The organism is Labrys sp. KB_33_2 (assembly GCF_052114505.1).
Classification (GTDB): domain Bacteria; phylum Pseudomonadota; class Alphaproteobacteria; order Rhizobiales; family Labraceae; genus Labrys.
Genome location: NZ_JBFREW010000002.1, coordinates 409,197 through 434,000, shown reverse-complemented (window position 1 = coordinate 434,000; position 24,804 = coordinate 409,197). Strand labels below are relative to the sequence as shown.

The window sequence follows — 24,804 nt, the reverse complement described above, 5'->3', positions numbered from 1 at the left end:
TGAGGCTTAGCCATCCTGCGATCTAACGCAAACGGAGCCGATGGCACCGCGTACCACCGGCTCCGGCTATCGTCAGTCCGCCTTGGACATGGCTGCGAAATTATAGACCTGGATCAGCATGGGATTGTAGACATAGCCCTTCACCGCAGCCCGGCGGGCGAAGATGTCGTTCTTCTGCACGAGATAGAGATAGGGCGCGTCCTGTGTCGACAGCTTCTGAGCCTCCAAATAGAGCTGCTGGCGCTTGGGCTGGTCGACGATGCTGCCGGCCTCGCGGATCAGCGCCGTGACCTTGGGATTGTCGTAGAAGGCGCGATTGCCGGGGGCGCCCTTGCGGTCTGGATCGAACCAGTAGTTCATGAACATGTAGGGGTCGGCGAAATCGGGGGTCCAATCGCCGGCCGCCAGCTCGAAATTGCCGTTGGCCACCATTTCGCGCTTGGTGGTGTCGGCCAGCGATTGCAGATCGAGCTTGATGCCGACATCAGCGAGATTGGCCTGCAGCGCCAGACCCACCGGCTCCCAGATCGGGTTGGCCTGGGAGAAGGTATAGGTGAAGTGCAGATTCGACTGCCCGGCTTCCTTCAGCAGGGCCTTGGCCTTTTCCGGATCGTAGCTGTACTGGAAGCCCGAGGGGTCATGGCCCCACATGCCATCGGGTACGGCGCCGCGCATCTGTTCGGCCTGGCCCAGCATGATGCCTTCGACGATACCCTTGTAGTCGACGGCATAGGAAATCGCCTGGCGCACGCGTGGGTCGTTCAGCGGCGGTTTGGTGTTGTTCAGATAAATATACGTGACGTAGAGGCTCGGATTGCTCTCCACGACCACGGAGGATTCCTTGCCGAGCGCTTCGGCCTGCTCGACGGGAACCTGCTCGATGATGTCGGCATCGCCATTGAGAAGCTGCAGCCGGCGCGCCGAGATGTCACCGACGATACGCACCACCACCTGCTTGAAGGCGGGCGCGGGGCCGGCATAATGGCTGTTGCGCTCCAGCACCGTGCTCTGGTTGCGCTCCCAGCTGGCAATGCGGAAGGCACCGCTGCCGGCGCTGTGCTCGGCGAGCCAGGCTTTGGCCATGTCGCCGTCCTTCTCATGCGCCATCACCTTGGGATTGACGATGGCTGCACCTGAGGTGGCGAGGGCCGAAAGGAAGGGCGAGAAGGGCGCTGACAAGACGAAGCGGACTGTCATGGGATCGACGATCTCGACGGTCTTCAGCGTGGGCAGGGCGTCCGAAGGGCCGGCCTTCAGCTTCATCAGGCGGTCGAAGCTGAACTTGACGGCGGCGGCATCGACCAGCGAGCCATCGTCGAATTGATGGCCGGGCGCCAGCTTGAAGGTCCACACCAGCTTGGCATCATCAACCGTCCAGCTTCCGGCCAGCTCTGGTATCACCTCGGTGGAGCTGCCCTTATAGGCGACCAGCCGCTCATAGGCGGCGTAGGTGAAGGTATAACCCTTATTGTCGATCTCGACGCCGGGGTCGGCGGTGGGTGCATCCTCGGATCGCGCCACTACCAAGACATCCTTGGCTCCCGCCATGGCGCCTTGGCTGAGGCAGGTGGCGAGCAGCAGGGCGAGCCCCATGGTTTTGAGTTGAGTCGAGATCATGCGCCCTCTCCGGCATTGGATGGATGAGATCGGTGCCGGTTTCCGGCTTGGTGATCCATCGCGTAAGAATGCCGCGATTTTTCCGAAGCGCAATCAATTTTTCTGATGCTATATGTCGCCGACAGTCTTTTTCGCACGCGGTTTGCGTGCAGCGGGCCCCGGCCTGGCATCCTGGGTGGCGGCAATCAGGTCGGTCTCGCTGATCGAGCAGATGCAGAGCACGCGAGCCGGCTCCTCACTGACCGAAATATAGGCGTGCCCCATGGCCGCATCGAAATAGCAGGATTCGCCGGCCTTCAGCCGCACCGGCGCGTAGTATTCGGTATGCAATTCGAGTTCGCCTTCGAGCACATAGGTGTATTCCTCCCCGACATGGCGGATGAAGGGGCCGAATTCGGCCATGCTTCTGGCGTGAGCGAGGGCCATGATCGGCACCATCGCCTTCTTGGAAATATCCGTGCAGAGGTAGAAATAATCGTAATTGCTGGTCTTGATCGGCCGCCCTTCGCCGATTCGGCTGATGGCACGGCGGGCCAGGGGCGCCTGGCTGGTCTCGGCCGTGCGGGTGCCGAACAACTCGACGATGTCGACGCCGAGCCCTTCGGCGAGCTGGATCAGCCGATCATAGGTGAGCGACATCTGGTTGTTCTCGACCTTGGACAGGGTCGAGACAGCCAGCCCGGTCATCGCGCTCATCTGCGACAGGGTCCACTGGTTGCGGAGGCGTATGTCCCGAAGGCAATCGCCCAGGCTGGCCTTGGCCTCCGTCGCGGATGCTGGCTTGGCGGGAAGTTTGATCGGTGGCCTGCTCTGATTTTTCATCACGATAATGATAACGCAGACAGGTTCTTGCGCAAATCGGAAAAATAATTGATCAATAGGAAAATTATCTTTCCAGCGGGATTGGCAGTGGGCAAGGCAGCGTTCGATTTCGTCATTATCGGCGGCGGCATGGCGGGGGCGTCCCTGGCCTATGAACTGGCGGAGACCGACCGCGTGCTGCTGATCGAGCGCGAGCAGTTCTGCGGCTATCATACGACCGGCCGGTCGGCAGCCCTGTTTTCCGAAACCTATGGCAACGCTACGATCCGGGCGCTGACGCGGGCCAGCCGCGGCCTTTACGAAGCGCCGCCTGCCGGATTTGCCGATCTTCCCCTGTTGACGCCGCGGCCGGTTCTGTTCATCGCGCGCGCCGATCAAGTAGCACGCCTTGCCGCCTTCACCGACATCCTCGCCGAGGCGAGTGGCAAGAAGCCGACGGTGCTCGATACCGCTCAGGCGCGTGCGCATGTGCCGATCTTGCGGACCGATTATGTCGCCCAGGCGCTGCTCGACGGCAGTTCCAGGGATATCGACGTGCACGCTTTGCATCAGGGCTATCTGCGGGGCGCGAAAGCGCGTGGCGCCGAACTCGTCACTTCGGCCGAGCTGCTAGGCCTCGACCGGCAGGCCGGGCATTGGCGGATCCGGACCTCTTCAGGTTCGTTCGAAGCCGGGACCGTGATCAACGCCGCCGGAGCCTGGGCCAGCACCGTCGGTGGGCTGGCCGGCGCCTCCACCGTGGTGCTGACGCCGCTGCGCCGGACGGCAATGATGCTGGACATGCCGCGTGGCTTTGATGGCACCGCCTGGCCGATGGCGATCGACATCGACGAGGCTTTCTATTTCAAGCCGGATGCCGGCCGGCTGCTGGCGTCGCCGGCCGACGAGACGCCGAGCGATCCCTGCGACGCCCAGCCCGAGGAACTCGACATCGCCATTGCCATCGACCGCATCCAGCGCGCGGCCGATCTGCCGGTCCGTACCATCGCCCGGCGCTGGGCCGGCTTACGGACCTTCGCCGCCGATCGCAGTCCGGTGGTCGGCTATGATCCGAAGGCCGAGGGCTTCTTCTGGCTGGCGGGGCAGGGCGGCTACGGAATCCAGACGGCGCCGGCTCTCGCGAGAGCTGCTGCCGCGCTCGTCCGCTGCCGGCCTGTCGAAGAGGCGGTCCTGGCCGAAGGCTTCGATCCTACCGCTGTCTCACCCGCCCGTCCCGGGCTCGAGGCCGCGATCGTGCCGCACGAGGCAGCCGAGGCCTGAGATTGCTGGAGGAGGCAACGGCTTTCAAAATGGCCCAGGGCTGCGGATGAACAGCCAGGAGCCGAGCCTGTCGGCCCCGCCAGGCTGGTCGTCTTCGAGCCAGCCGCATTTGCGATAGAAGTTTCGCGCCACCTGGTTCCGCATCTGGCATTTCAACGATAGGGCCGGACCGTATCGCCTGATGGTCTCGCCGAGCAACGTGGCCCCGATGCCGCAACCGGCGAGGTCGGGATCGATATAGAGGTGATGCAGAAAATTCTCCGGCATATAGACAGCGGCAAATCCGGCGACCTGATTGTGCGTCTCGGCCACCAGAATCTGTTCGCCCTTGGTGACCTCATCGAAGCCGGGGCCGTCGAAGACGGGCCAATCGGCCCAGTAGAAGGCCATCCGCCCGGCCTTGGACAGGATTCTGGCGCAAGGCTCGCGGTCGGCGGAGCTGAAATCGCGGATCATCACGTCGATCGGCACGCAATCCTCCCTTGCAGGGGAGGCGAGCATGGAGAGCGGCTTGCCCTTGCCATCCCTGGAGCAGATGCGTTCGAGCGCAAGCATCCCCCACGCTCTCACACCCTGTTTCAGGCGTCTTTGCCATTTCCGCCGATTCCGTCAAATCGCGATGGGCTCAGGACAGGCGTGCAACGGCCGCTGTAATACGCCGGCAGGCCTCCTGCAATTCGCCGGTCGAAGTGGCATAGGAGATGCGGAAATATGGGCCGAGACCGAAAGCCGATCCGGGAACCACGGCCACGTCTACCGAGCGCAGCAGATAGTCGGTGAAAGCATGGTCGCTATCGAGGATGACGCCATCCGGCGTCGTCTTGCCGATCAATCCGCCGCAGCTCGCGAAGGTGTAGAAGGCGCCCTCGGGAACCCGGCAGGAAATACCCTCGATCGCGTTCAGCGCCTCGACGACCAGGTTGCGGCGCGCCTTGAAGGATTGGCATCTTTCGCTGACGATCGCCTGCGGGCCGGCCAGGGCCTCGACGGCGGCGGCCTGGCTGATGGAGGAGGGGCAGGAGGTCGACTGGCTCTGGACGATGGCCATGGCCGCGATCAGGGGAGCCGGACCACCGGCATAGCCGATGCGCCAGCCTGTCATGGCATAGGCTTTCGACACGCCGTTCACCGTCAAGGTCCGCCCGGCGAGTTGAGGTTCGAGCGCGGCCGGCGTCACGAAGGCAAAATCGTCATAGACGATGTGCTCATACATGTCGTCGACCATGAGCCAGACTTGCGGGTGGCGCAGCAAGATCTCGATGAGGGGGTGGTAATGCTCGGCCGCGTAAGCCGCGCCTGACGGATTGGACGGCGAATTGAGCATCAGCCAGCGCGTTCGCGGCGTGATCGCGCACTCGAGGTCCTCCGCCGTTAGGCGGAAGCCGTTCTCCTCGCGGCAGGGCACGAGCACGGGCGTGCCGCCCGCAATCTTGACGATGTCGGCATAGGTCACCCAGAACGGGGTGGGGATGATCACCTCATCCCCTTCGTCGATGGTCGCCATCATGGCGTTGTAGAGGACCTGCTTGGCGCCGGCCGCGACCGTGATCTGGTCGAGGCCGAAGTCCAGCCCGTTGTCGCGCCGGAACTTCTCGCGGATCGCCGCCTTCAGCTCGGCCGTGCCGTCGAGGGCGGTATACCTGGTCTTGCCGTCGGCGATAGCCCGCACAGCCGCTTCCTTGATATTGGCGGGCGTATCGAAATCGGGCTCCCCGGCACCGAGTATGATCACGTCCCGGCCGGCCTTCTTGCGCTGCTGGGCCAGGGCCGTGATCCGGAGGATCTCCGACACCCCGATGGCCTCGATCCGGCGCGCGGGGCGAAAGCCCCGCGCCATCTGCACATTCATGTTCATGACGGGCTCACTCGACGTCGAACTTCACGCCCTGGGCCAGCGGCAGCGTGCGGCCGTAATTGATGGTGTTGGTTGCCCGCCGCATATAGGCCTTCCAGGCGTCCGAGCCGGACTCGCGGCCGCCGCCGGTTTCCTTCTCGCCGCCGAAGGCGCCACCGATCTCGGCACCGGAGGGGCCGATATTCACATTGGCGATGCCGCAGTCGGAGCCACGCGCCGACAGAAAGGTCTCCGCCTCGCGCATGTCGTTGGTGAAGATGGAGGATGACAGTCCCTGCGGCACGTCGTTATGCGCTTCCAGCACCGTGTCGATATCGCTGTATTTCATCACATAGAGGATGGGGGCAAAGGTCTCTTCGAGCACCGGGCCGACCTGTCCCGGCATTTCGACCAGGGCCGGAGCGACGTAATAGGCGTCCGGCAGACCGAGATCGACGCGTCCGCCACCGTGGACGGCACCGCCGGCCTCCTTCGCAGCGACAAGCGCCTTCTGCATGGCCTTGAAGGCGGCTTCATCGATCAGCGGGCCGATAAGCGTGCCTGCTTCCAGCGGACTGCCGATCGAGACCGAGGCGTAGGCGCGCTTGAGGCGCGGCACCAGGGCCTCATAGACGCTGTCATGCACGAAGAGGCGGCGCAGGCTGGTGCAGCGTTGCCCGGCCGTGCCCATGGCCGCGAAGGCGACGCCGCGCAGGGTGAGATCGAGATCGGCGGACGGGCAGACGATGGCGGCGTTGTTGCCGCCGAGCTCCAGGATTGCACGGGCAAACCGCTGGGACAGGCGCGGTGCCACCGCGCGGCCCATGGCGGTGGAGCCGGTTGCCGAAACCAGCGGAACCTTGTCATGATCGACCAGGAGTTCGCCGAGCTCACGATTGCCGTAGAGAACGCCGTGCAGGCCGGCGGGGGCCGCTTCACCCTCGACCGCGAAACGCGCCAAGGCACGCTCGACGAGCGCTTCGGTCGCCAGGGCGACCAGCAAGGTCTTTTCCGAGGGCTTCCACACCACGGCGTTGCCGCAGACCAAGGCAAGCGCCGTGTTCCACGACCAGACCGCCGCCGGGAAATTGAAGGCCGAGATGACGCCGGTCACGCCGAGGGGATGCCAGGTTTCCATCATGCGATGGTCTGCCCGTTCGGTGGCGATGGTGAGGCCGTAGAGCTGGCGCGACAGGCCGACGGCGAAGTCGCAAATGTCGATCATCTCTTGGACTTCGCCCAGGCCTTCGGAGGCGGTCTTGCCGACTTCGATCGAAATCAGCCGGCCGAGCAATGCCTTATGCGCGCGCAATTCCTCGCCGAGCAGGCGGACGAGCTCGCCACGGCGGGGGGCTGGCACGTTGCGCCAAGCCCGGAAGGCCCGATGGGCCATCTCGATACGCGCAAGCGCTTCCTCGGAGCTGGTTTCCTTCACGGCCGCCAGGGTCTCGCCCGTGATCGGCGAGCGGGCCGCAAGGGTGCCGCCGGTATAGAGGCTGGCCTTGACGCCGACCTGCTCGAGCAGCGCGATGGCGTCGGCGACGACGGACAGGGGCGCGGTGCTGGGTTCGGCGCCGGCGTGGCGCTGGGCGGACGATGCGGTCATCGGGGTTCTCCTTGCTGGGAATGCGGAATTGGCCGGGAATTCGGAACTGCGTCCTGCGGGGATCGGGGAAGGCTGTCGAGATGAGCGAGAAGTACCTGCGCCGGGTGGAGCGGAGAAAAGCCGGCGCAGCGCTTGGTCTGGCAGCGGCAGGAAAAGCCGGTGGCCAGCACCGTCGAGGGATCAAGGTCGGCAAGACGCGGGGCCCAGCTCATCGCGAACAGGTTTTTCGACATCTGCGCATGCTCGGCTTCATGTCCGAAAAGGCCGGCCATGCCGCAGCAGCCGGCCGTGGGCAGCTTGAGGTCGAGCCCGAAATGATGGAAGACGCGCGCCCAAGCCTGGCCGGTGCCGGGCTTTGCCGTCTTCTCCGTGCAATGGGGGAAGAGGTGATAGGCCGCCGCCGTGAAGGCCGGATGAGCCTGTCCCAGCCGGCCGCTTTCGAGCGCCTTGGCCAGGAATTCATCGAGGCTCTGGATGTGCAGCGGCTCCCCGAGTCCCGGGCCGGCATATTCGTGGTCGCGCATCAGCACGGTGACGGGCTCAATGCCGACGACTGGCAATCCCGTTGCCAGCAGACCGCTTTGATAGGCCCTGGCCGTGCCGGCGACCTTGGCAAATTCATCCAGCATGCCCAGGACATGCAGCGCCTTGCCATTGGCGGTGGGGCCGGCCCGATGCACGCGATAGCCCAGGCGGCTCAGCAGGCCGGCGACCGCGTCGACGACGCGGCCGTCGAACGAACTCGTGAAATTGTCTTCGAGCAGGATGATCTCGTCATGCCAGGAGTCGGCGGCGAGCCAGTCGAGATCGGCGCGGGAAAGACGCGGAGCGGGCACGGGCACGGACAGAGCCGGCAGATCGACCAGGCGCGTCCAACGCGCCAGGCGTGACAGGGCCATCAGCCGCAAACCCAGATTGGCCACTGTGGGAAAACGCCTGGCCAGCGACAGGCCGGGCTCCATCGCAGCGACGATCCTGTGGCGCAGCGGCCTGCGACGATGCTTGAAATAGCGATGCAGAAATCGCGATTTCATGGCGGGAATGTCGACCTTGACCGGGCATTGGCTGGAACAGGCCTTGCAGGACAGGCAAAGATCGAGGGAGGCCTTGAGCTGTTCCTCGATTGCGGTGTCTGGCAGTGCGTCACCCGTGGTGGTCGCGGTCGATCGCGCCCATTCGCGCAGCATCGCGGCCCGCCCCTTGGGGGAATGGCGGCGGTCGCGCGTAAGTTTGTAGGACGGGCACATCGGATCATGCCTGTCCCAGTTGAAGCAGGCGCCATTGCCGTTGCAGGCGATCGCCCGGTCATAATCGCGCTGGAGAGGAGCGGCGATGGCCCGGTCCTTCTCGCCCCTCAGCGGCACGGCATCGATGCGTTCGACCGGATACAGGGTGGCATCGACACTGGCGAGCTTGCCGGGATTGAGCAGGTTGAGCGGATCGAACACCCGCTTGAGAGCGCATAGCTCGTCATAGAGCTTGCCCCCGAAGAAGAAGGGAGAATATTCACCGCGATAGCCGCGGCCATGCTCGCCCCAGAGCAAGCCGCCATATTTCCTGGTGAGGGCGGCAACGGCATCGCTGACCGGCCGGATCAGCGCGGCATCTTCGGGGAGGCGCATGTCGAGGGCCGGGCGGACATGCAGGCAGCCGACATCGGCATGGCCAAACATGCCATAGGCGAGGCCGTGCCGATCGAGGATGGCGCGGAACTCTTCCACATAGGGTGCCAGCCTTTCGGGAGGAACGGCAGTGTCCTCGACGAAAGGCGTGCCTTGCTTGCCTCCGCCGAGACGGCCGAGCAGCCCGACGGCCTTTTCGCGCAGGGACCAGAGGCCGGCGATGGTCCTGGCGTCGGTGACGATTTTCCAGTCGAGAACCGTGCCGGGCTGCGCTGCGAGCAGGTTCGACAAGAGGGCCAGAGCCGCATCGACTTCGTCCTGCGTCTCGCCGACGAACTCTACGAAGTTCAGCCCACCCACCGGCCTGTCGTCATCGCTTCCCAGAACGCTCTCGATCTCTCCCCACACCACATCCTGCCTGGCGAGCGAAAGGATGGTGTCGTCGAGAATTTCGATCGCGGCCGGCTCAGCCTGCAGCAGGCGCTGGACGTCGACGAGGGCCGCCTGGAAAGTGGCGTAGCGCACGGGCACCAGCGCACGGCAAGCCGGGCGCCTGCGCAACCGCAAGGTCAGGCGGGTGGTGAAGGCGAGGGTGCCTTCCGACCCGGCCAGCAGATAGGGCAGGCGGAAGCTGCCGTCCTCGCCGAGCACATGTTTGAGATTGTAGCCCGTCAGGCCCCGGTTCATCTCCGGAAAGATCGACGCGATCAGTTCGGCGTTTTCGTCGACGACCCGCAAGACTTCCCGATGAATGCGGCCGGCGGCATCTTCCCGCCGCGCCAGCTCGCGCGCTTCGGCAACCGGCATCGTCTCGACCTGGAAGGTCTCGCCATTGGCGAGAACGATCTCCATCGCCTCGATATAGTCGGAGGTCTTGCCATAGATACGCGAGCCCTTGCCGGAGGCATCGGTGGCGACCATACCCCCCAGGGTGGCGCGCGAGGCGGTGGAAACGGTGGGCGGGAAGAACAAGCCGTAGGGCTGGAGATAGTCGTTGAGCTGGTTGAGCACCACGCCCGGCTCGACCGTCACCATCTGACGTTCGAGGTCGAGCTCGAGGATGCGGTTCATGTAACGGGAGGTGTCGACCAGCACCCCGCGCGTCAGCGACTGGCCGTTGGTGCCGGTGCCGCCGCCACGCGGCGAGAGCGGAATGCCGTGATCGGCCGCCAGCCGGACGACGCGGGCGACATTCTCGCCGTCGCGGGCAAACAGCACCGCAGCCGGCTCGACCTGGTAGATGCTGTTGTCGGTGGCATGAACGATGCGAGTGGCGCGATCGCGCGCAATGTCGCCGGCATAGCCGGCGGGCACCAGCGCGGACAGGAAGGCATCGAGCCCCGGGGGGACGGCCTTCTCCTCGACCTGCACTCTCATATTCATGGCTGCACCGATCCTTACGCGATGGCCATCATCGCCAAATGGGGATCGCCGAGCTGTGCGAGGGCCAGATCCAACGATCGCTTTTCGGTGGCGGCATAGAGGGCGAGTTCGTCCTGGACGGGTGCGCCGAGGGCGCCTTCGAACTCGATACGGTTCGAGCGCTCGCCATAATTCTGCTGTTCGTCGGTGCCGAGGTTCGACTGGAAGATGCCGGCGGCACTGACCGGCAGGAAGTCCTCGTAGACGATCGGATCGAAGCGCAGGAAGCCGGCCTGGACCAGCTCGTCGACGCTTGCGGGAAGCCGCTTGTCCTGCCGAGCGGCAAGGCCTTGCTCGGTCGCAGAATAGCGGAAATAGGCCAGGCCCAGGGCGCGCAACTCGGACCATTCATCAGGAAAAGCACGAAAGCGTTCGGCGAGTTCCGACTGATAGTCGCCGGCATTGGCGCCGCCTTGGCCGACGCGGACATCGGCGCGAACGCCCGACAGCAGCGTGTCATAGAGCCGACGCCCCTTCGGGGTGAGCGCGATGCCGCGCTGCTCGATTTCGCCGAAACGGGCGGTGTGCGTGCCCTCACGGCCATCATTGTCCTCGGCGAGGAACTCGATCGTCTCTTCGAGCGCCTTGAAGCTGGTTTGGCGCAGCAGGATGGCGCATTTGCGCGGGGGAGGCCCCTCGATGACGGCCTTGGGAATGATGCCGCGCGCGGGCATGGCGACCTGCACGGCGTCGATATCGAGGGTGCGCGGCGTCAGATGGTTGATATGCGGGCCCTTGAAGCTGACGACGTCGGCGATCAGGCGGTGGGCATCGTGCAACTTGTCATAGGTGCCGAGCGAGACCGTGGCCTTGGAATGCCAGCGAAAGGTTTCGAGCGCCTCCTCGACGAATTCCTGCGCCTCGCCAGGTGTCAGGCCGCCGTTGGTTTCGAACAGGTCGACCAGTTCCAGTGCCCGTGACGTGAAGATGCGCCGCGCCGCCAGGATGCATGTCGCCTCGTGGCGCAGGGCCTCGTCCTCGATCAATTCCAGCCGCAGCAGCGAGGTGAAGACGCGGAAGGGATTGCTGCGCAGGCAGGCATCGTCGATCGGACGGAAGGCGGTCGAATGAACCGGGACGCCGGCAACGGAAAGGTCGTAATAGCCCACCGGGAACATCCCCATCACGGCAAAGACGCGGCGAATGTTGAACAATTCCTCCGCCGTGCCGAGGCGGATGGCGCCATGGCGCTCGACGCTCAAGCGGGCCAGTTCGCCATTGCGCGTCAGGGTCTCCCGCAGCTCGCCATCCTCGGCAAGGGTGGTATCGTTGACGTCGGCGACCAGCTCCATCAGCGTGCCATATTGCGGCACTTCGGTCCGGTACATCTGCGACATGGCCGTCGAGAACAGGGTTCGGATCTCGTCTGGATGCAAGAAGGTCTGATTGGCCATGTCCCGGGCTCCCACTGCGACTCGATTGGGCGACGATCTCATTCGCAATCGTCATGTTGCCGGAACTCATGCGCCAATGGACACGGGTTGAATAGCAATGTTATCTCAACAACTCATACCGGTTGGGAATGAACATGGCCGTCAGCCAAGCTGGGGGAATGATGAAACAATATCGCTGTTGGAAGAGACCATCGATCGCTCGATCTCTGGGGCGGTCCATGCGGGTCCGAGGGTGAAGCGATGCAGGGTCCGCGACGTTTCCTGCCCTCGATCTCCCTGCTTTGCGCCTTCGAGGCGGCGGCGCGCGCGGGAAGCGTCACCGCTGCGGCCAAGGAACTCAACCTGACGCAAAGCGCCGTCAGCCGTCAGATCAAGCTTCTGGAGGAACAACTCGAAGTCGAGCTGTTCCATCGCGAAAAACAAACCATCAGCGTCACACCGGGCGGCGAAGCCTATGCTCGCGAGATCCGCGATGCCCTGCGCAAGATCAGCACCGCCTCGCTGATGCTTCGCGCCAACCCGCTGGGGGGAACGCTCACCCTGGCGATCCTGCCGACCTTCGGCACGCGCTGGCTGGCACCACGGCTGCCGCAGTTCCTGACGCACAACCCCGGCATCACCATCAATCTGGTGACGCGCTTGTCCTATTTCGATTTCCGGCAGGATCCTGTTGATGCCGCCGTCCATTTCGGCAGCCCGGACTGGCCCGGCGGTGAAATGGAGAAGATCCGTTCCGAGACCGTGGTGCCTGCCTGCAGCCCGGTCCTGCGCGACCAACTCGGGTTCAAGTCCGCTGCCGATCTCCGCACTGCCTCGCTGCTGCATCTGACCACCAGGCCCGATGCCTGGGAACGCTGGTTCGCCCTGCATGGCGCGCCGGCCCAATCGGTGCGGGGCATGCTGTTCGATCAGTTCGCCACGGCAGCGCAGGCTGCGATCGCCGGGCTCGGAGTTGCCTTGCTGCCCGAATTCCTCATCATCGAGGAATTGGAAGCCGGTCGGCTGGTTCGCGCTCTCGATCTGCCGATGGTGAGCGCGGAGGCCTATTACCTGGTCTGGCCAGCCGATCGCGCCATGCACCCGCCCTTGCTGGCCTTCCGGCAATGGCTTCGCACACAGGTCTCAGTCGAGGACGACTAGGTGATCGTCGTTCATTTGATGATATACTAGATCATAAATGATATATAATTAATTGATATATATATCATTTATAGTTTCTATTCAGAGTCGTTTATCGATCATATGAACGAGCCGGGCACCCACCTCGTAGCCGGCTTCCTTCCAGGACCTGAAGGCGGCTGGCGTGAGTTCGGTCCTCGCCAGAGGCAGTTCGGCTTCGCTCATCGTGCCAAGGATGTGGTCCGCAAGCGCCCGGCCGAAGACGGTGCCGGGTGCGATGCCGCGGCCATTATAGCCGGAAAAGCCGACGGCCTGCGGCCCGTAGCTGTGGAAACGGGGCAGAGCATTGCCGGTCATGCCGATCTTGCCGAACCACTCATGTTCGAATTCAACCTGCTCGATGGCCGGGAACAGTTTCCGCAAGGCGCGCCTGGCCCAGTTCTTGTGGACGGCGGCACCGGCCCCGCTGAGAGCGCCCACGCTGCCGAAGACCAGCCGCCCGGATTGATCCATGCGGAAGGAGGAGAGCACGGTGCGAGTATCCCAGACGCCTTCGCCACCCGGCAGGATCTGCTTGCGCAGTTCCGGGGCGAGGGGAGCCGTAGCCAGATTGAAATAGGGCAGATGCACCTGCTCTTTGCGCACCTTTTCCCAGGGTCCCTGGCCGTAGGCATCGGTCCCGACCACGATCCAGGCTGCGGTGACCTGGCCCTGCGGGGTCGTCACCAGCCAGCGGCCGTCGCGATGCTCGACATTGGTGACGGGGCTGCCCGTATGGATGTGGCCACCCTGACGCAGCACCGCATCAGCGAGGCCCCTGGCATAGGCCAAGGGCTGGAGCGTACCGGCCCTCCTGTCGAGAAGGGCGCCGGCGTAGGCGTTGGTGCCCACCCGCCTTGCGGTCTCCTCGGCATCGAGAAGTTCGACCGGAGCCCCCCGCTTGCGCCATTGGCGGGCACGCTCTTCGATTTCCTGCAGTCCCTTGCGGCCGACGGCGCAATGCAGGGTGCCATTCGTCCTGAGCTCGCAGACGATGTCGTGACGGGCGATCAGGTCCTTGACCACGGCCGGCGCGTCGCCGAGCATCTCCAGCAGACGCTCGCCATGGACCGGGCCCAGTTCCCCGGGCAGGTCCTGCGGCATGACCCACATGCCGGCATTGATCAGGCCAACATTGCGGCCGGAGCCGCCAAAACCGATCTCGACGGCCTCCAGCAGATGCACGCATGCGCCGGCCTGTGCCAGATGCAGGGCGGCCGACAGCCCCGTATAGCCGCCGCCGATGACGGCGACGTCGGCGATAACGGATTGGCGGAGCGGTTCGGTTTGCGGCGCGCGGGGAGCGGTCTTTTCCCAGAGGCCGTGGGAGCGCGGATCATTTAGCACGGTAGGATCTCGCCAAAGGGACGCGGTTGTTTTGCCCAGATGCCCGATGCAGGCGACATCATTCGCCGTAGGCATGCGGGCTAGCCTTATCGCTTCCTGTCTGGCTCCGATATCCATGAATGGGCAAGATGGCATTCCGGTTTGGAATGATCTGCGCATCGAAAACGCCTGGCGCGGCACGGCGTATCCGCGCGCCGAAGCTGCCGAACGAAGGACGCCGCTGTCATCCAGACGGGAAGGGAGCATCGCCGCCCCCTCCGCTCTCTTGACCAAAATAAATCATGAAATTCAATATTTTATATAAAAATCATAATCTTATCTGAAAGTCCTATATTTTTATTGAAGCTTCGGTTTCCTGGGCGCGTTCAGGCACTGGCCTTTGCCGAGACCGACGCTTGCAGTACCTGATTGTTTTGCGCCAGGTCATCGAGGAAGGCGTCGCACCAGTGCGACACGTCATGCACGAGCAGGAAATTCATCATGTTCTGCCAGCGTTCGCGCCGCTCCTGCAGCGACATGCTCAACGCGCGGGCAATCGCGTTGGCCGTCCCTTCGGTATCGTAGGGGTTGACCAGCACTGCGCCATTGAGCTCGCGCGCGGCGCCGGCGAAGCGCGATAGAACGAGCACGCCGGGATTGTCGGGGTCCTGGGCGGCGATGAATTCCTTGGCGACCAGGTTCATGCCATCGCGCAGAGGCGTGACCAGACCAACCCTGGCGATCCGGTAAAGACCCGCCAGGATATGACGGCCGATCGAGCGATTCACATAGCGGATGGGGACCCAGTCGAGCGTGCCCATGGCCCCGTTCACCCGCCCGGCCTCCTCGGCCACCATTTTCTGCATCGTCTCATATTCCGGCACCTCGGAGCGGGATTTCGGCGTGATCTGCAGATAGGTGACCTTGTTGTGATAGCCCGGATAGGCGCGCAGGAAGCGCTCAAAGGCATCGATGCGCTGGGTCAGGCCCTTGGAATAATCGAGCCTGTCGACGCCGATGATGAGGTCGCGGCTTTCGACACTCTGGCGCGCCTTGCGGACAGCGCTGTTGCCGATAGCGACCTGCGCCATCTGGGCAAAGGACTTGGTCTCGATGCCGATGCCATGCACGGCGGCCTTGAAATGCAGCCCGTGATATTCGAACCGGCCTTCCCCGAGATCCCTGGCGATGCCTTCCCGGGCGAGGTAGCCGGCGAAGTTGTCGAGATCGTAGTCGGTCTGAAAGCCGATGAGATCGTAGTGGGACAGGCCCCGGATGATTTCCTCATGCATCGGCATGGCGGCGATCACATCCGAAGGAGGCCAAGGGATATGCAGGAAGAAGCCGATGGTGTTCTTTATACCCATCTGCCGCAATTCAAAGGCGAGGGGGATCAGGTGGTAGTCATGCACCCATAGGATGTCGTCCGGCTTGATCAGCGGAGCCAGGCGATGGGCGAACAGGCGGTTGACGCGAAAATAACCCGCCATTTCCTTGCGGCCATATTCGGCAAGGTCGAGCCGGTAGTGGCAGATCGGCCAGAGCACCCGATTGGCGAAGCCGTGATAATATTCTTCCACGTCGGTCTCGGTCAGATCGGTCAGCACATAGGAAATATTGCCCTGCTGCTGGAATCTGGGGGGAGGGGGCTCGACGCCGGGACTGGATTTTCCGGACCATCCGAACCAGATGCCCCCGCGCTCCTGCAGGGCGGCGTTCAGGGCAACCGCCAGACCACCGGCGGGTGCTTCACCGCTGCGCGCGGGAACGGGAACTCGATTGGAAATGACGACAAGTCGACCCATGGGAACTTTCGAATATTGATGACGGAATCGGATTAGGCCGCAACGCGGGCGATCAAGGCCCGCAAAGCCGTTGGCGATGATATCAACGCGCGAGCGCGCGTTTGGGTCCCTGCCGATCCGATACGGATCGATTGGCCGCCGAGGCTGTTGACCGTCTCGAACATGGCCTCGTCGGTGAGATCGTCGCCGATCGCCAGGGGAACTCTGCCCTTGAAAGGTGCTTCCTGCAGGAAGGCTTCCAACGCCTTGCCCTTGCTTGCACGCGCAGGGCGCAACTCGACCACCATCTTGCCGTGCTGAAGCGACCAGTCGGGCATGGTTGGGGCGAAGCGCGACATCAATGCCTCGACATCGGCCTTGCGCTCGGGAGCCAGGCGGTAATGCACCCCCAATGCCGCGCCCTTGTCTTCGACCACGACGCCAGACCACGCTCCAGCCTCGTCGGCGATGTCGCGCTTGAGCTGCTCGAAAGCCGAAGGGACGGTGAGGCTGTCCACCGCGCCGGAAGCATCACGCCGTTCGGCACCATGCAAGCCCGCGATGGGAAAAAGATGGGGGCCAAATAATTCGTCGGCGAGCACGATGTTCCGGCCGGTGACCAGAGCCATGGCACCCCCCAGATGCCGTGAAAGAGCCCAGAGGTCATCGGGCAGCGTCGGGGGAACGGTAATCGACAGCGGCGTCGCGGCAAGATCGATCAGCGTGCCATCGATATCCAGGAAAACCGCCCATTTGTCGGGCTCAGATAAGGCTGACGCAAAGACCGTCTCGCCAGCCGAGGGCGAATTGCCAGGGCTGTCCTGACTGTTTCTATCCTCATACATGGCCCTTTAGGTAGGCGCGGAGCGCGGGCAGGGCAAGCAAAAAAGCCATCGACAAAAGCCTGGGCGGGAGTGGCACGCAGGCATATCGCCATCATCCGCGGGCCAAGACGCCAAGTTCATTTCCGTCGCACATGGCGCTCCAGCACGACGGCCGGCAGATATCCCTCATGCTGAACCTGGCTCCACGGCATGTGTCGAAAAGACTTGCCTTGAGGCCGGACAAAGCCGCTGAAGAGGGCACCGGCACAATCGGGCCCGGTGTTGGGATTGCCAATGGTGACCAGAGCTTCCGGGTTCTGCTCGCGCAGCAGATCGATAAGATCCGCCACGGTCATGGGTTCCGGCAAAACCGGCATCTTCTCCCCCTCTCCAGCCACGAATGCGCAGGACATTCATGGTGCCCCTCGGAGGGTGTATTGAGATACCTCCGAATATCGAGATGCAACAGCGCCGATACATGGCGCACGAAAAAGCCTGACGCAACCAGGATATCCTTCAGGTGCACTTCCTGAAAGGGGAAACGTGGCTCAGAATCCCTCACATCATCTTGGCAAACAAAGGGAAAGTGCCGTTTGGTCAACTTGCTCGATCCTGCCTCCGATACCGTCGTTGAAACAATGTGCTACATGCAGATCCAGGTCGCACGAAATTTCAAGGTTTAATTATACCTCTTATCTGTCGAATCGGATTTTAGACCGCATGGTCTGGGCGTTTTGGGTGGGTGGTTTGCGCGAAAGCACGGCGGCCGCCTGCGCTTCATCCGGTACCCCGCGCGGACTGGAGATTGCAGCCGCCCCTCACCAGGGCCATTCGACCCATAGCGGCAATGACACAGACGAGGGCAGCGGCGGCAAATGCCGTGGCATAGCCGGCGACCACATCCGATTGCCCTGCGGCAACCGACATCAGCGCGGCCAGACCGATGGGTCGGTCCAAGTTCCGTGGCGGTGCTCATGACGCCACCGGCAAGACCGGCCTGGTGCTCGGGCACATGGGTGGTAGCGAGCACGGCCGAGCCCGAGAAGATCAGGGAGAGGCCGATTGCAAGCAGGATTTGGCCGGGCAGAAGCACCAATCCGTAGGAGGTCGCGCCATTGATGAAGGCGAGGACGGCGAGGCCTGTTCGCCGCTGGCGATCAAGCCGAGGCTCGCGGCGATGATGCCGGCAGTGGCGAGGATTGCTCCCGGCAGATCCAGACCGAGGCGGCATCACCGAGCATGCGGCGCCGCGTGTCGCGACCGGCAATCTGCGCGGCACCGGCTGTACACTGTCGGCGGCGATCGCTGCGCTCCTGCCCTCGCTTCCCCTGGTAAAAGTGGTGGAGGAGGCCGAGCTTTATCTTACCGAGGCACTGAAGGCGTCCGGTCGGTTGACGGTCGGGAGCGGCCGCGGCCCCGTCCATCATTTTCACGCCTTGTGGCGCGAGGAATTGCCGGCAGGCGGTGGCTGATAAAGTCGGCCATTACGTGCTCAGCGCCGCACGGCGCTGGCAAGTTCCGCCCGCGAACGGATGCCCAGCTTGTCGTAGATGGCCTGGGTCTGGTTGCGGATGGTGGCCGGTGCGCTGCCCAGCATCTGCGCCGCCTGCTTGTGGGTTGCTCCGCTGGCGAGCAGGTGCGCCACTTCGCGCTCGCGCGGCGAGAGCCGGTCGAGCTTGGATAGCAGCGAGAGTTCCAGCCTGATCAGGCTCGACTGCCGGCCTGCTCCGCGATCCTCGCGACAGCTCACCGCCACACCCTCGCGCTCGAACAGATGGATGCCGGGATGCAGAGCCGCTTGCCTGAGAGGCCGGGGCAGGCGATCGCCGTTCCAGCCGGGCCAGATGGTTCTGAGGAAACTATGGGACTGATCCAGGCCAAGATGGGCGAAGCCGGCTTCGTCGACCGCCAGTGTCGCCCGCTCGCCCGGCCCGTCCGCACTGCGACGCTCGAACGCGGCCTGCAGCGCCAGGAACAAGTGATCTACCGCGCATTGCAGAAGCTGCAGGTCCTCCCCGTCCCAATGCGGGTCATGGCACCGGGTGCGATAGACCGAGACGAAGAAGGTGGTCGCGCGCCCCGGCCGATTATGCATGGCGGAGGCCCATTTGCGGATGCCGTAGCGCTCCGACAGTTCGGCCATCTCGTCGGTCTGCCGGGGCTGCCCACGGTCATAGATGCAGACCTTGCCGCGGTCCCGGCGCAAGGCCGTGGCGACCAGGTCCTGGCTGGCCATCGTCGACCAGAACGGGGCAAAACCGTCCGGCAGGCAAAGCGTGGAGGAGGCGGGCACAGTGGTGCGGTCGTCCACGAAGCGAGCCCAGCCATACCAGGCACAGTCGAAACCGAGCAGGGGGCGCAACAGCTCGAGGGCGTGGGCCGCCACGTCAAAATCCGCATCCTTGTCGGCGCGCCGGCCGGCTTGATGAAGATCGACCACGAATTGCGAGAACATGGACAGTTTGGAAGTCACATGCACCGACCCCGGATGGAGGGTTGTATTTTTGTCATGTTAACCGTGGACGGTGTTCGTCACAAGGTTGGTGCCCGCCGCCAATAGTGCATCTGCACCATTCCCGCCTTGTTTGCATGCGCTAGCCTGCCGGAAAACATGCAGATGAGGGAGAACTGCGATGACCACGGGATGGGTGTGGCATGAGCGTTTTGGCTGGCACGACACCGGCACGGCGGCCGGGTTCCTGAAGGGCGAATTCATCCAGCCCCTGCAGCATGTCGAGTCGCCGGAATCAAAGGCCCGTTTCGCCTCCCTGGTGGAGGTCTCCGGCATCGCCAAGGCCCTGAAACGCATCGAGATCACCAAGGCTAGCGACGAGGACATTCTGCGTGTCCATACGAGCGAACATCTCGACAAGATGAAGGCGCTCAGTGCCGACATCCGCGGCGGCGACATGGGCGATGGCGTTTCGCCCTTCGGCTTTGCCGGCGTGGACCTCGCCTGCCTGGCTGCCGGCGGCACCATCAGTGCGTTGCGGGCGGTGGTGCAGGGCGAGGTCGCCAATGCCTATGCGCTGGTGCGCCCCCCCGGCCACCACGCCCGCCCGGAGAAGGGCATGGGCTTTTGCATGTTCGCCAATGTCGCCGTGGCGATCGCCCATGCACGTGCCAAGCTCGGTATCGAGCGCGTGGCGGTGGTCGACTGGGACGTGCATCACGGCAACGGGACCGAGGCCTGTTTCGAAGCCGATCCCGACATCCTCACCATCTCCCTGCACCAGGATGGCAATTTCCCGCCCGATACAGGCAAGGTTGCCGATCGCGGTGTCGGTGCCGGCAAGGGCTCGGCGATCAACATCCCGCTGCCAGCGGGCTCGGGTGAGGGGGCCTATCTCGATGCCTTCGACCGGGTGGTATTGCCGGCAATTGCCCGCTTCAAGCCCGATGTCATTATGGTGGCGAGCGGCTTCGATTCATCCAATGCCGATCCGCTCGGCCGCATGATGCTGGTTTCCGGCTCCTATCGCCTTATGACCCGTCGCCTGATGGATCTCGCCGCTTCGATCTGCCGGGGGCGGTTGGTGATCAGCCATGAGGGCGGCTATTCGCCCTTCTACGTGCCTTTCTGCGGCTTGGCCGTGGTTGAGACGCTCAGCGGCGTCGAGACGGGCGTCCAGGATCCCTATGAGGCCTTCTGGAAGGACCTGCCCGGACAGGATCTGCAGCCGCACCAGAAGGCCCTGGTCGATGCGGTGATACAGGCTTGCGGCCTGTGACGCCTATTGGCCGCGACGTGAAGAACAACAAGAATGGTGCGTGCGGAAGCCCAGCGAAGGGCTTCGACGGCGCGCCGCCCACCCAGCAGGAGAATATCGAGATGGGAGGACGAAATGGAAAGGCAAGCGTCTGACTTTGGCCGTGTCCGCCGCCTTTTGCTGTGGCTCAACCTGATCATCATGCTGTTTCCGCCGATCCATCTGGCGATGGCGCGCGGCAGTCTCGGCATGGCGATGTTCTTCTTCATGGGCAGCGGCCTGTTCCTGGTCGTCAGCCTCACCTATCTGCATCGGGCGAGCCCGGACCGGGAAGAGGAATAGGGCCATGGACTTCCTGATCGGTTATGGGCTGCTGGCCCTGTTCTTCATCGGCGTCGTCGTGGTGCTGGAGCGCACCCGCCAGCAGGGCCGGGACTTCACCGACTATGCGGTGGCCGGCCGCTCCTTCGGGTCATGGTTCCAGACCATGGCCTTCCTCAACACCTGGCTGCCCGGGACGATCTTCATCGCCTTCGCTGGGCTTTCCGCCTCAGCCGGGGTGATCGGCTACTATGTGATCTCCTATTCGCTGCTGGCGGTGCTGTTCATGTTCCTGATGGCGCAGCGCGTGTTCGACTGGGGCAAGGCGTTCAACCTGCGCACCCAGGCCGATTTCGTCGGCATGCGCTACAATTCCACCAGCGTGCGCGTGATTGCCGCCGTGATCGGCGTGATCTCGGCCTTTCCCTGGCTGGTACTCGCCTTCCAGTCGCTTGGCCTCGTCTTCTCCTATCTGTCCTTCAGTGCCGTTGCGCCGACGACGGCGGTATTCGTCGGCATCGCGGTACTGGCCGTCCGGCAGATCTGGACGGTGCGGCTGGGCATGCGCGGCATCGTGATCTCGGACATGATCCAGGGCATCTTCGCCTATGGCGTCGGCGGGCTGGTGGCGCTCGGCCTGATCGTCTGGCTGATGTCGCAGGGCCTGGGCTTTGCCGGCCTGCCGGAGAGCTTTGCCAGCCTGCCGGGCCTGCACAGCGATCTCGGCCCGCTCTACTATTTCTCGCTGGTGTTCACCGGCGCGATGGGCTCGTGGTGCTGGCCCGATATCTTCGTGCGCCTGTTCACGGCCAGGAGTGCCCAGGCGGTGCGCAATTCCGCCCTCAAGGCGGCGCCGTTCATGTTCGTGTTCCTCGCCATCATGCTGACCATGAGTATGCTGGCCTCCCAGCTTCCGGAGGTGGCGAAGGCACCGGACAATGTCTGGTTCCTGGCGGCCGGGCATGGCGGGCCGTTCGTCCTGGCGCTGGCGGGCGTGGCCGTGTTCGCCGCCACGGTGGGTAATGTGAACGCCATCACCGCTGCGGTCGGCACCCATACCGCCCAGGATATCATCCATGTCGGCGGCGCGGATGAGGCCACCAACACCCGTACCGCGCGCATCACCATCGTCATCGCTACCTTGCTGGCGGTGGCCGGGGCGGTGGCGACCGCCAATGTCACTGCCGGCCTGCTCACTCTGGCGCTCGCCTCCTATCAAGGCATCGTGCAACTGGCGCCGGCGCTCTATCTCGGCATCTTCTGGCGCCGAGGCAACGCGGCGGGTGCCGCCAGCGGTATGGTCGCCGGTTTCGCGGTGGCCGTGGTGCTGCAGTTCCTCTACCCCGTGTCCATTCCAGCCTTGGCGGGGATGACCTCGGGGGTGGTTGGCCTCATTGTCAACACGCTGGTCTATGTCGCGCTGTCCTACGCATTGCCACAGAATGAGGCCGAGCGCCGGCGCATCGGCCGGTTGTTTGATGGCGCAGCGGAAGAGGCGGGCGATGATCTGCCGGCCGGCAAAGCGCAGCCGCGGCCTATCTGATGGTATGCAGTACCCCCGCGCCGCAAGTTTCCGGCGTGGGGGCCTCGTGCCGAGCCCCGGGCAGACGCGGCTCCGCCGCCATGAAGGCGTCAGCTATCTACGGCCTTGAATGTCCCGAGGCCGCATCGCCGATCATCGTTTGGTCCGCCTCATCGGCAAGGTTGAGCATGATTGAGGCGCCATCTGCCACGCGCTTGCGCAGGGCGTCGGAACGGCCGGGTTCCAGGCGCAACCGTTCCTGGCGGTGGAGCGATTGCAGCCTTGCTCGCGACAGGCCGAGTTCGCGCGCCAGGAGGCGGTCCAGGCGAATTCCCGCTGGCAGGTCGACACTGAGTTCGACATGCAGGATGGACCAGCCATCCGGCCGGTCGAGCACTCGCTTGGTGACGTCGACCTCGGCGCATTCCTCGATATGGAAGGCGTGCGAGCGCAAGGCTGCGAGATCGAAAGCCTGGCGACGAATCCAAATCGGGTCGTTCGTCTGCAACGCGGCGAGCATATCCGGAGGAATATCCTGCACGGGCCGGCGCTCGAACAGCGGCCTGTTCCAGCTCTTGTCGCAAACCGGGCATTTATAGATCAGCCAGGCATCGAGCCGTCGGCCACTGGCGTTGAGCCTTGTCTTGCCGCTGCAACGGAAGGGGCGGGCGATGCTGCATCCGGTGCAGGCCAGCCAGGGTTCAGGGGGGCTTCGGGGCGTGATGGTCCAGCGGACCGTGAGAAGATTGCACATACCGTCTCGGTCTTCCGTATGGAAGTCCACCGAGATGGCGATCGGAGAGGCCCGTTACGGGCACGGTATGGCGATGTTCGCTGGGGAGGGAGCTGGGGCAGCGGCCTATGCACATGGCACATTCGGACAAGCCAGACCGGTCTCGGACCGCCACCCGGTGAACACAACTACCCGCCGGGCTGCCGGCTGGCCGCCCAGGCGATGGGATGGAAAGGAAGAGACCGGTATTTACTTAGGCAAAATCGAACCTCAGCGCCCCAACGCTTGCTGGTGGATTGCTTAGCCGGCCAGGGGCGTCCTGGCAATCTGGCCGGTGATGAAACTGCAAAAAGAAACCGCCGCGCAATCCGAAGATGCGCGGCGGCTGTGACGAAGTCCGATTGCCGGGGAGCCCGCCAATCAGCGGCCTGCATTCTCCGGCAGAGGCAGAGGTTCCGCCTTACCGACGATGAAGGCGTAGGAAAAGGCGCCTAGCACGGCGAAGCCGGCCGCCAGGGCGAAGGCGGGCGTATAATCGCCATGGAACATGTCGAGCAGGAAGCCGAACATGAAGGGGCTGATGATGCCGGCAATGTTGGAGGCAAAGTTCTGGATGCCTCCGATCGAGGCGACATGGCGCGAGCTTGGCGCCACGTCGGCGGGCAGGGACCAGATCCCGGTCGCGGCGATCGCCAGGCTGGAATAGGAGATCGCCAGGAAGAACAGGGCCAGATAGATGGAGGAGGCGAAGGCGGCGGGCAGGATAGCGGCCCCGCCCAAAAGGCCGCCGACCATCACGACCTTGCGCACCGTGGTAACGTTGGCGCCGCCACGGATCAGGCGATCGGCATAGGCACCGGCGATCCAGGCCGTCACCACCGCGGCAAGACCCGGCAGCATGCCGAGGGTGCCCAGTTCCTTCAGATTGAGGCCGCGGGCGTTCTTGAGATAGTCGGGGAACCAGGTGAGGAAAAAGTAGATCACGAAGTTGAGGCAGAAGAAGCCGAGCATCATGCCCCAGACCGTACGGTAGCCGAACAATTGCGACCAGCGGATCTTGGTGGCTTCGCTGTCGTCATTGGCCTCGGTGCGTCCGCCATTGTCGGCGATGTATTGACGCTCGAGGTCGTTGGCATCGGGATGATCGACGGGATCGCGATAGTACCAATACCATACAAGCGCCCAGACGATGCCGGCCATGCCGAGGATCACGAAGGAATAATGCCAGGTCGCTACGACGAGAAGGCTGGTGACGATGGGCAATGAGAGCACCGTGCCGACCCGCGAGCCGGAATCGATCACGGCGGTGGAGAAGGCACGCTCGCCCACCGGAAACCAGCGCGAAGCTGCCTTGGTTGCCGCCGGATAGGCCGGCGCCTCGCCGGCGCCCAGTGCAAAGCGGAAGGCGAAGAAGCCCCAGAAGCTGCGGGCGAGGGGGGTGAGCGCCGTGAAGATCGACCACCAGATCGCCGCGATGGTAAAGGCCCGGCGCGAGCCGACCTTGTCGGTGAACCAGCCCGCGATCAGCATCATCCCGTCATAGGCCCAGAAGAAGGCGCCAAGGATCAGTCCCTTCTGGGTATTAGTAAGATTGAGGCCGAGATCCGCATCGATATAGGGCAGCGCCACGCTCATGTTGGCCCGGTCGAGATAGTTGATGACCAGGCCCGCGAAACACAATGTCAGGATGATATAGCGGGTGCGAGAGGCGCCAGGAGGCGCTTTCTGACTGCCACCCCGCGCGGGTGAACTAGCGGGTGTCGTATGCATGATCGGGTTCCTCCTCCCGTAGGCGTTTGTTCGTGGCGTTCGTCACGACCTTTCCGAATGGCCGCAGTTCATTTCGAGA

The 24,804-nt window shown here is 63.8% G+C and carries 21 protein-coding genes; 6 read left to right on the top strand and 15 right to left on the bottom strand.

Annotated elements, in window-relative coordinates:
- Window positions 1-72 precede the first annotated feature (72 nt).
- Complete coding sequence (locus AB4037_RS05295; protein WP_441770789.1) at window positions 73-1,617, bottom strand: ABC transporter substrate-binding protein; 1,545 nt, start codon at window positions 1,615-1,617, stop codon at window positions 73-75.
- Window positions 1,618-1,725: 108 nt separating this feature from the next.
- Window positions 1,726-2,439: a helix-turn-helix domain-containing protein gene (locus AB4037_RS05290; RefSeq protein ID WP_441770788.1), complete on the bottom strand. Its 714-nt coding sequence runs from the start codon at window positions 2,437-2,439 to the stop codon at window positions 1,726-1,728.
- A gap of 87 nt (window positions 2,440-2,526) precedes the next feature.
- On the opposite strand from AB4037_RS05290, the gene AB4037_RS05285 reads away from it, so the two are divergent.
- On the top strand, window positions 2,527-3,699 hold the full coding sequence (locus AB4037_RS05285) for an NAD(P)/FAD-dependent oxidoreductase (RefSeq protein ID WP_441770787.1): 1,173 nt from the start codon (window positions 2,527-2,529) through the stop codon (window positions 3,697-3,699).
- Window positions 3,700-3,723: 24 nt separating this feature from the next.
- On the opposite strand, the gene AB4037_RS05280 is transcribed toward AB4037_RS05285, so the two are convergent.
- The 5 genes from AB4037_RS05280 to hglS all read right to left on the bottom strand — a co-directional run bounded on the left by AB4037_RS05280 (window position 3,724) and on the right by hglS (window position 11,577).
- Window positions 3,724-4,254, bottom strand: a complete 531-nt coding sequence (locus tag AB4037_RS05280; protein ID WP_441770786.1) for a GNAT family N-acetyltransferase — start codon at window positions 4,252-4,254, stop codon at window positions 3,724-3,726.
- 70 nt (window positions 4,255-4,324) lie between these two features.
- The gene (locus tag AB4037_RS05275; protein ID WP_441770785.1) at window positions 4,325-5,554 is read right to left on the bottom strand and encodes a pyridoxal phosphate-dependent aminotransferase; all 1,230 of its coding nucleotides are present in this window, start codon (window positions 5,552-5,554) and stop codon (window positions 4,325-4,327) included.
- Window positions 5,555-5,561: 7 nt separating this feature from the next.
- Complete coding sequence (gene amaB, locus AB4037_RS05270) at window positions 5,562-7,139, bottom strand: L-piperidine-6-carboxylate dehydrogenase (protein ID WP_441770784.1); 1,578 nt, start codon at window positions 7,137-7,139, stop codon at window positions 5,562-5,564.
- Window positions 7,136-10,144: an FAD-binding and (Fe-S)-binding domain-containing protein gene (locus AB4037_RS05265; protein ID WP_441770783.1), complete on the bottom strand. Its 3,009-nt coding sequence runs from the start codon at window positions 10,142-10,144 to the stop codon at window positions 7,136-7,138. The genes amaB and AB4037_RS05265 overlap by 4 nt, the downstream gene beginning before the upstream one ends.
- A gap of 14 nt (window positions 10,145-10,158) precedes the next feature.
- On the bottom strand, window positions 10,159-11,577 hold the full coding sequence (gene hglS / locus AB4037_RS05260; RefSeq protein WP_441770782.1) for a 2-oxoadipate dioxygenase/decarboxylase HglS: 1,419 nt from the start codon (window positions 11,575-11,577) through the stop codon (window positions 10,159-10,161).
- A 240-nt stretch (window positions 11,578-11,817) separates the two neighbouring features.
- On the opposite strand from hglS, the gene AB4037_RS05255 reads away from it, so the two are divergent.
- The gene (locus AB4037_RS05255; RefSeq protein ID WP_441770781.1) at window positions 11,818-12,717 is read left to right on the top strand and encodes a LysR family transcriptional regulator; all 900 of its coding nucleotides are present in this window, start codon (window positions 11,818-11,820) and stop codon (window positions 12,715-12,717) included.
- A gap of 81 nt (window positions 12,718-12,798) precedes the next feature.
- On the opposite strand, the gene AB4037_RS05250 is transcribed toward AB4037_RS05255, so the two are convergent.
- The 5 genes from AB4037_RS05250 to AB4037_RS05230 form a co-directional block, all read right to left on the bottom strand.
- Window positions 12,799-14,082, bottom strand: coding sequence for an NAD(P)/FAD-dependent oxidoreductase (locus AB4037_RS05250; protein WP_441770780.1), 1,284 nt, complete (start codon window positions 14,080-14,082; stop codon window positions 12,799-12,801).
- 365 nt (window positions 14,083-14,447) lie between these two features.
- Entirely contained in the window at window positions 14,448-15,866 is a 1,419-nt protein-coding gene (otsA, locus tag AB4037_RS05245) for an alpha,alpha-trehalose-phosphate synthase (UDP-forming) (protein WP_441770779.1), read from the bottom strand.
- A gap of 32 nt (window positions 15,867-15,898) precedes the next feature.
- Entirely contained in the window at window positions 15,899-16,690 is a 792-nt protein-coding gene (gene otsB / locus AB4037_RS05240; RefSeq protein ID WP_441770778.1) for a trehalose-phosphatase, read from the bottom strand.
- 116 nt (window positions 16,691-16,806) lie between these two features.
- A complete protein-coding gene (locus tag AB4037_RS05235; RefSeq protein WP_434960835.1) occupies window positions 16,807-17,082 on the bottom strand; it encodes a hypothetical protein in 276 nt (91 codons plus the stop codon).
- A 364-nt stretch (window positions 17,083-17,446) separates the two neighbouring features.
- The gene (locus AB4037_RS05230; protein WP_441770777.1) at window positions 17,447-17,626 is read right to left on the bottom strand and encodes a hypothetical protein; all 180 of its coding nucleotides are present in this window, start codon (window positions 17,624-17,626) and stop codon (window positions 17,447-17,449) included.
- Window positions 17,627-17,868: 242 nt separating this feature from the next.
- On the opposite strand from AB4037_RS05230, the gene AB4037_RS05225 reads away from it, so the two are divergent.
- Window positions 17,869-18,141, top strand: a complete 273-nt coding sequence (locus AB4037_RS05225; protein WP_441770776.1) for a bifunctional hydroxymethylpyrimidine kinase/phosphomethylpyrimidine kinase — start codon at window positions 17,869-17,871, stop codon at window positions 18,139-18,141.
- Between the two features lie 20 nt (window positions 18,142-18,161).
- On the opposite strand, the gene AB4037_RS05220 is transcribed toward AB4037_RS05225, so the two are convergent.
- A complete protein-coding gene (locus AB4037_RS05220; RefSeq protein WP_441770775.1) occupies window positions 18,162-19,142 on the bottom strand; it encodes a response regulator transcription factor in 981 nt (326 codons plus the stop codon).
- Window positions 19,143-19,302: 160 nt separating this feature from the next.
- On the opposite strand from AB4037_RS05220, the gene AB4037_RS05215 reads away from it, so the two are divergent.
- From AB4037_RS05215 to AB4037_RS05205, 3 genes are all read left to right on the top strand, one after another.
- Complete coding sequence (locus AB4037_RS05215; RefSeq protein ID WP_441770774.1) at window positions 19,303-20,400, top strand: class II histone deacetylase; 1,098 nt, start codon at window positions 19,303-19,305, stop codon at window positions 20,398-20,400.
- A 114-nt stretch (window positions 20,401-20,514) separates the two neighbouring features.
- Window positions 20,515-20,721, top strand: a complete 207-nt coding sequence (locus tag AB4037_RS05210) for a hypothetical protein (protein WP_434960831.1) — start codon at window positions 20,515-20,517, stop codon at window positions 20,719-20,721.
- Between the two features lie 4 nt (window positions 20,722-20,725).
- A complete protein-coding gene (locus AB4037_RS05205; protein WP_441770773.1) occupies window positions 20,726-22,243 on the top strand; it encodes a sodium:solute symporter family protein in 1,518 nt (505 codons plus the stop codon).
- Window positions 22,244-22,340: 97 nt separating this feature from the next.
- On the opposite strand, the gene AB4037_RS05200 is transcribed toward AB4037_RS05205, so the two are convergent.
- Complete coding sequence (locus tag AB4037_RS05200; protein ID WP_441770772.1) at window positions 22,341-22,976, bottom strand: DUF1062 domain-containing protein; 636 nt, start codon at window positions 22,974-22,976, stop codon at window positions 22,341-22,343.
- 399 nt (window positions 22,977-23,375) lie between these two features.
- Entirely contained in the window at window positions 23,376-24,725 is a 1,350-nt protein-coding gene (locus AB4037_RS05195) for an MFS transporter (protein ID WP_434960828.1), read from the bottom strand.
- Window positions 24,726-24,804: the final 79 nt, after the last annotated feature.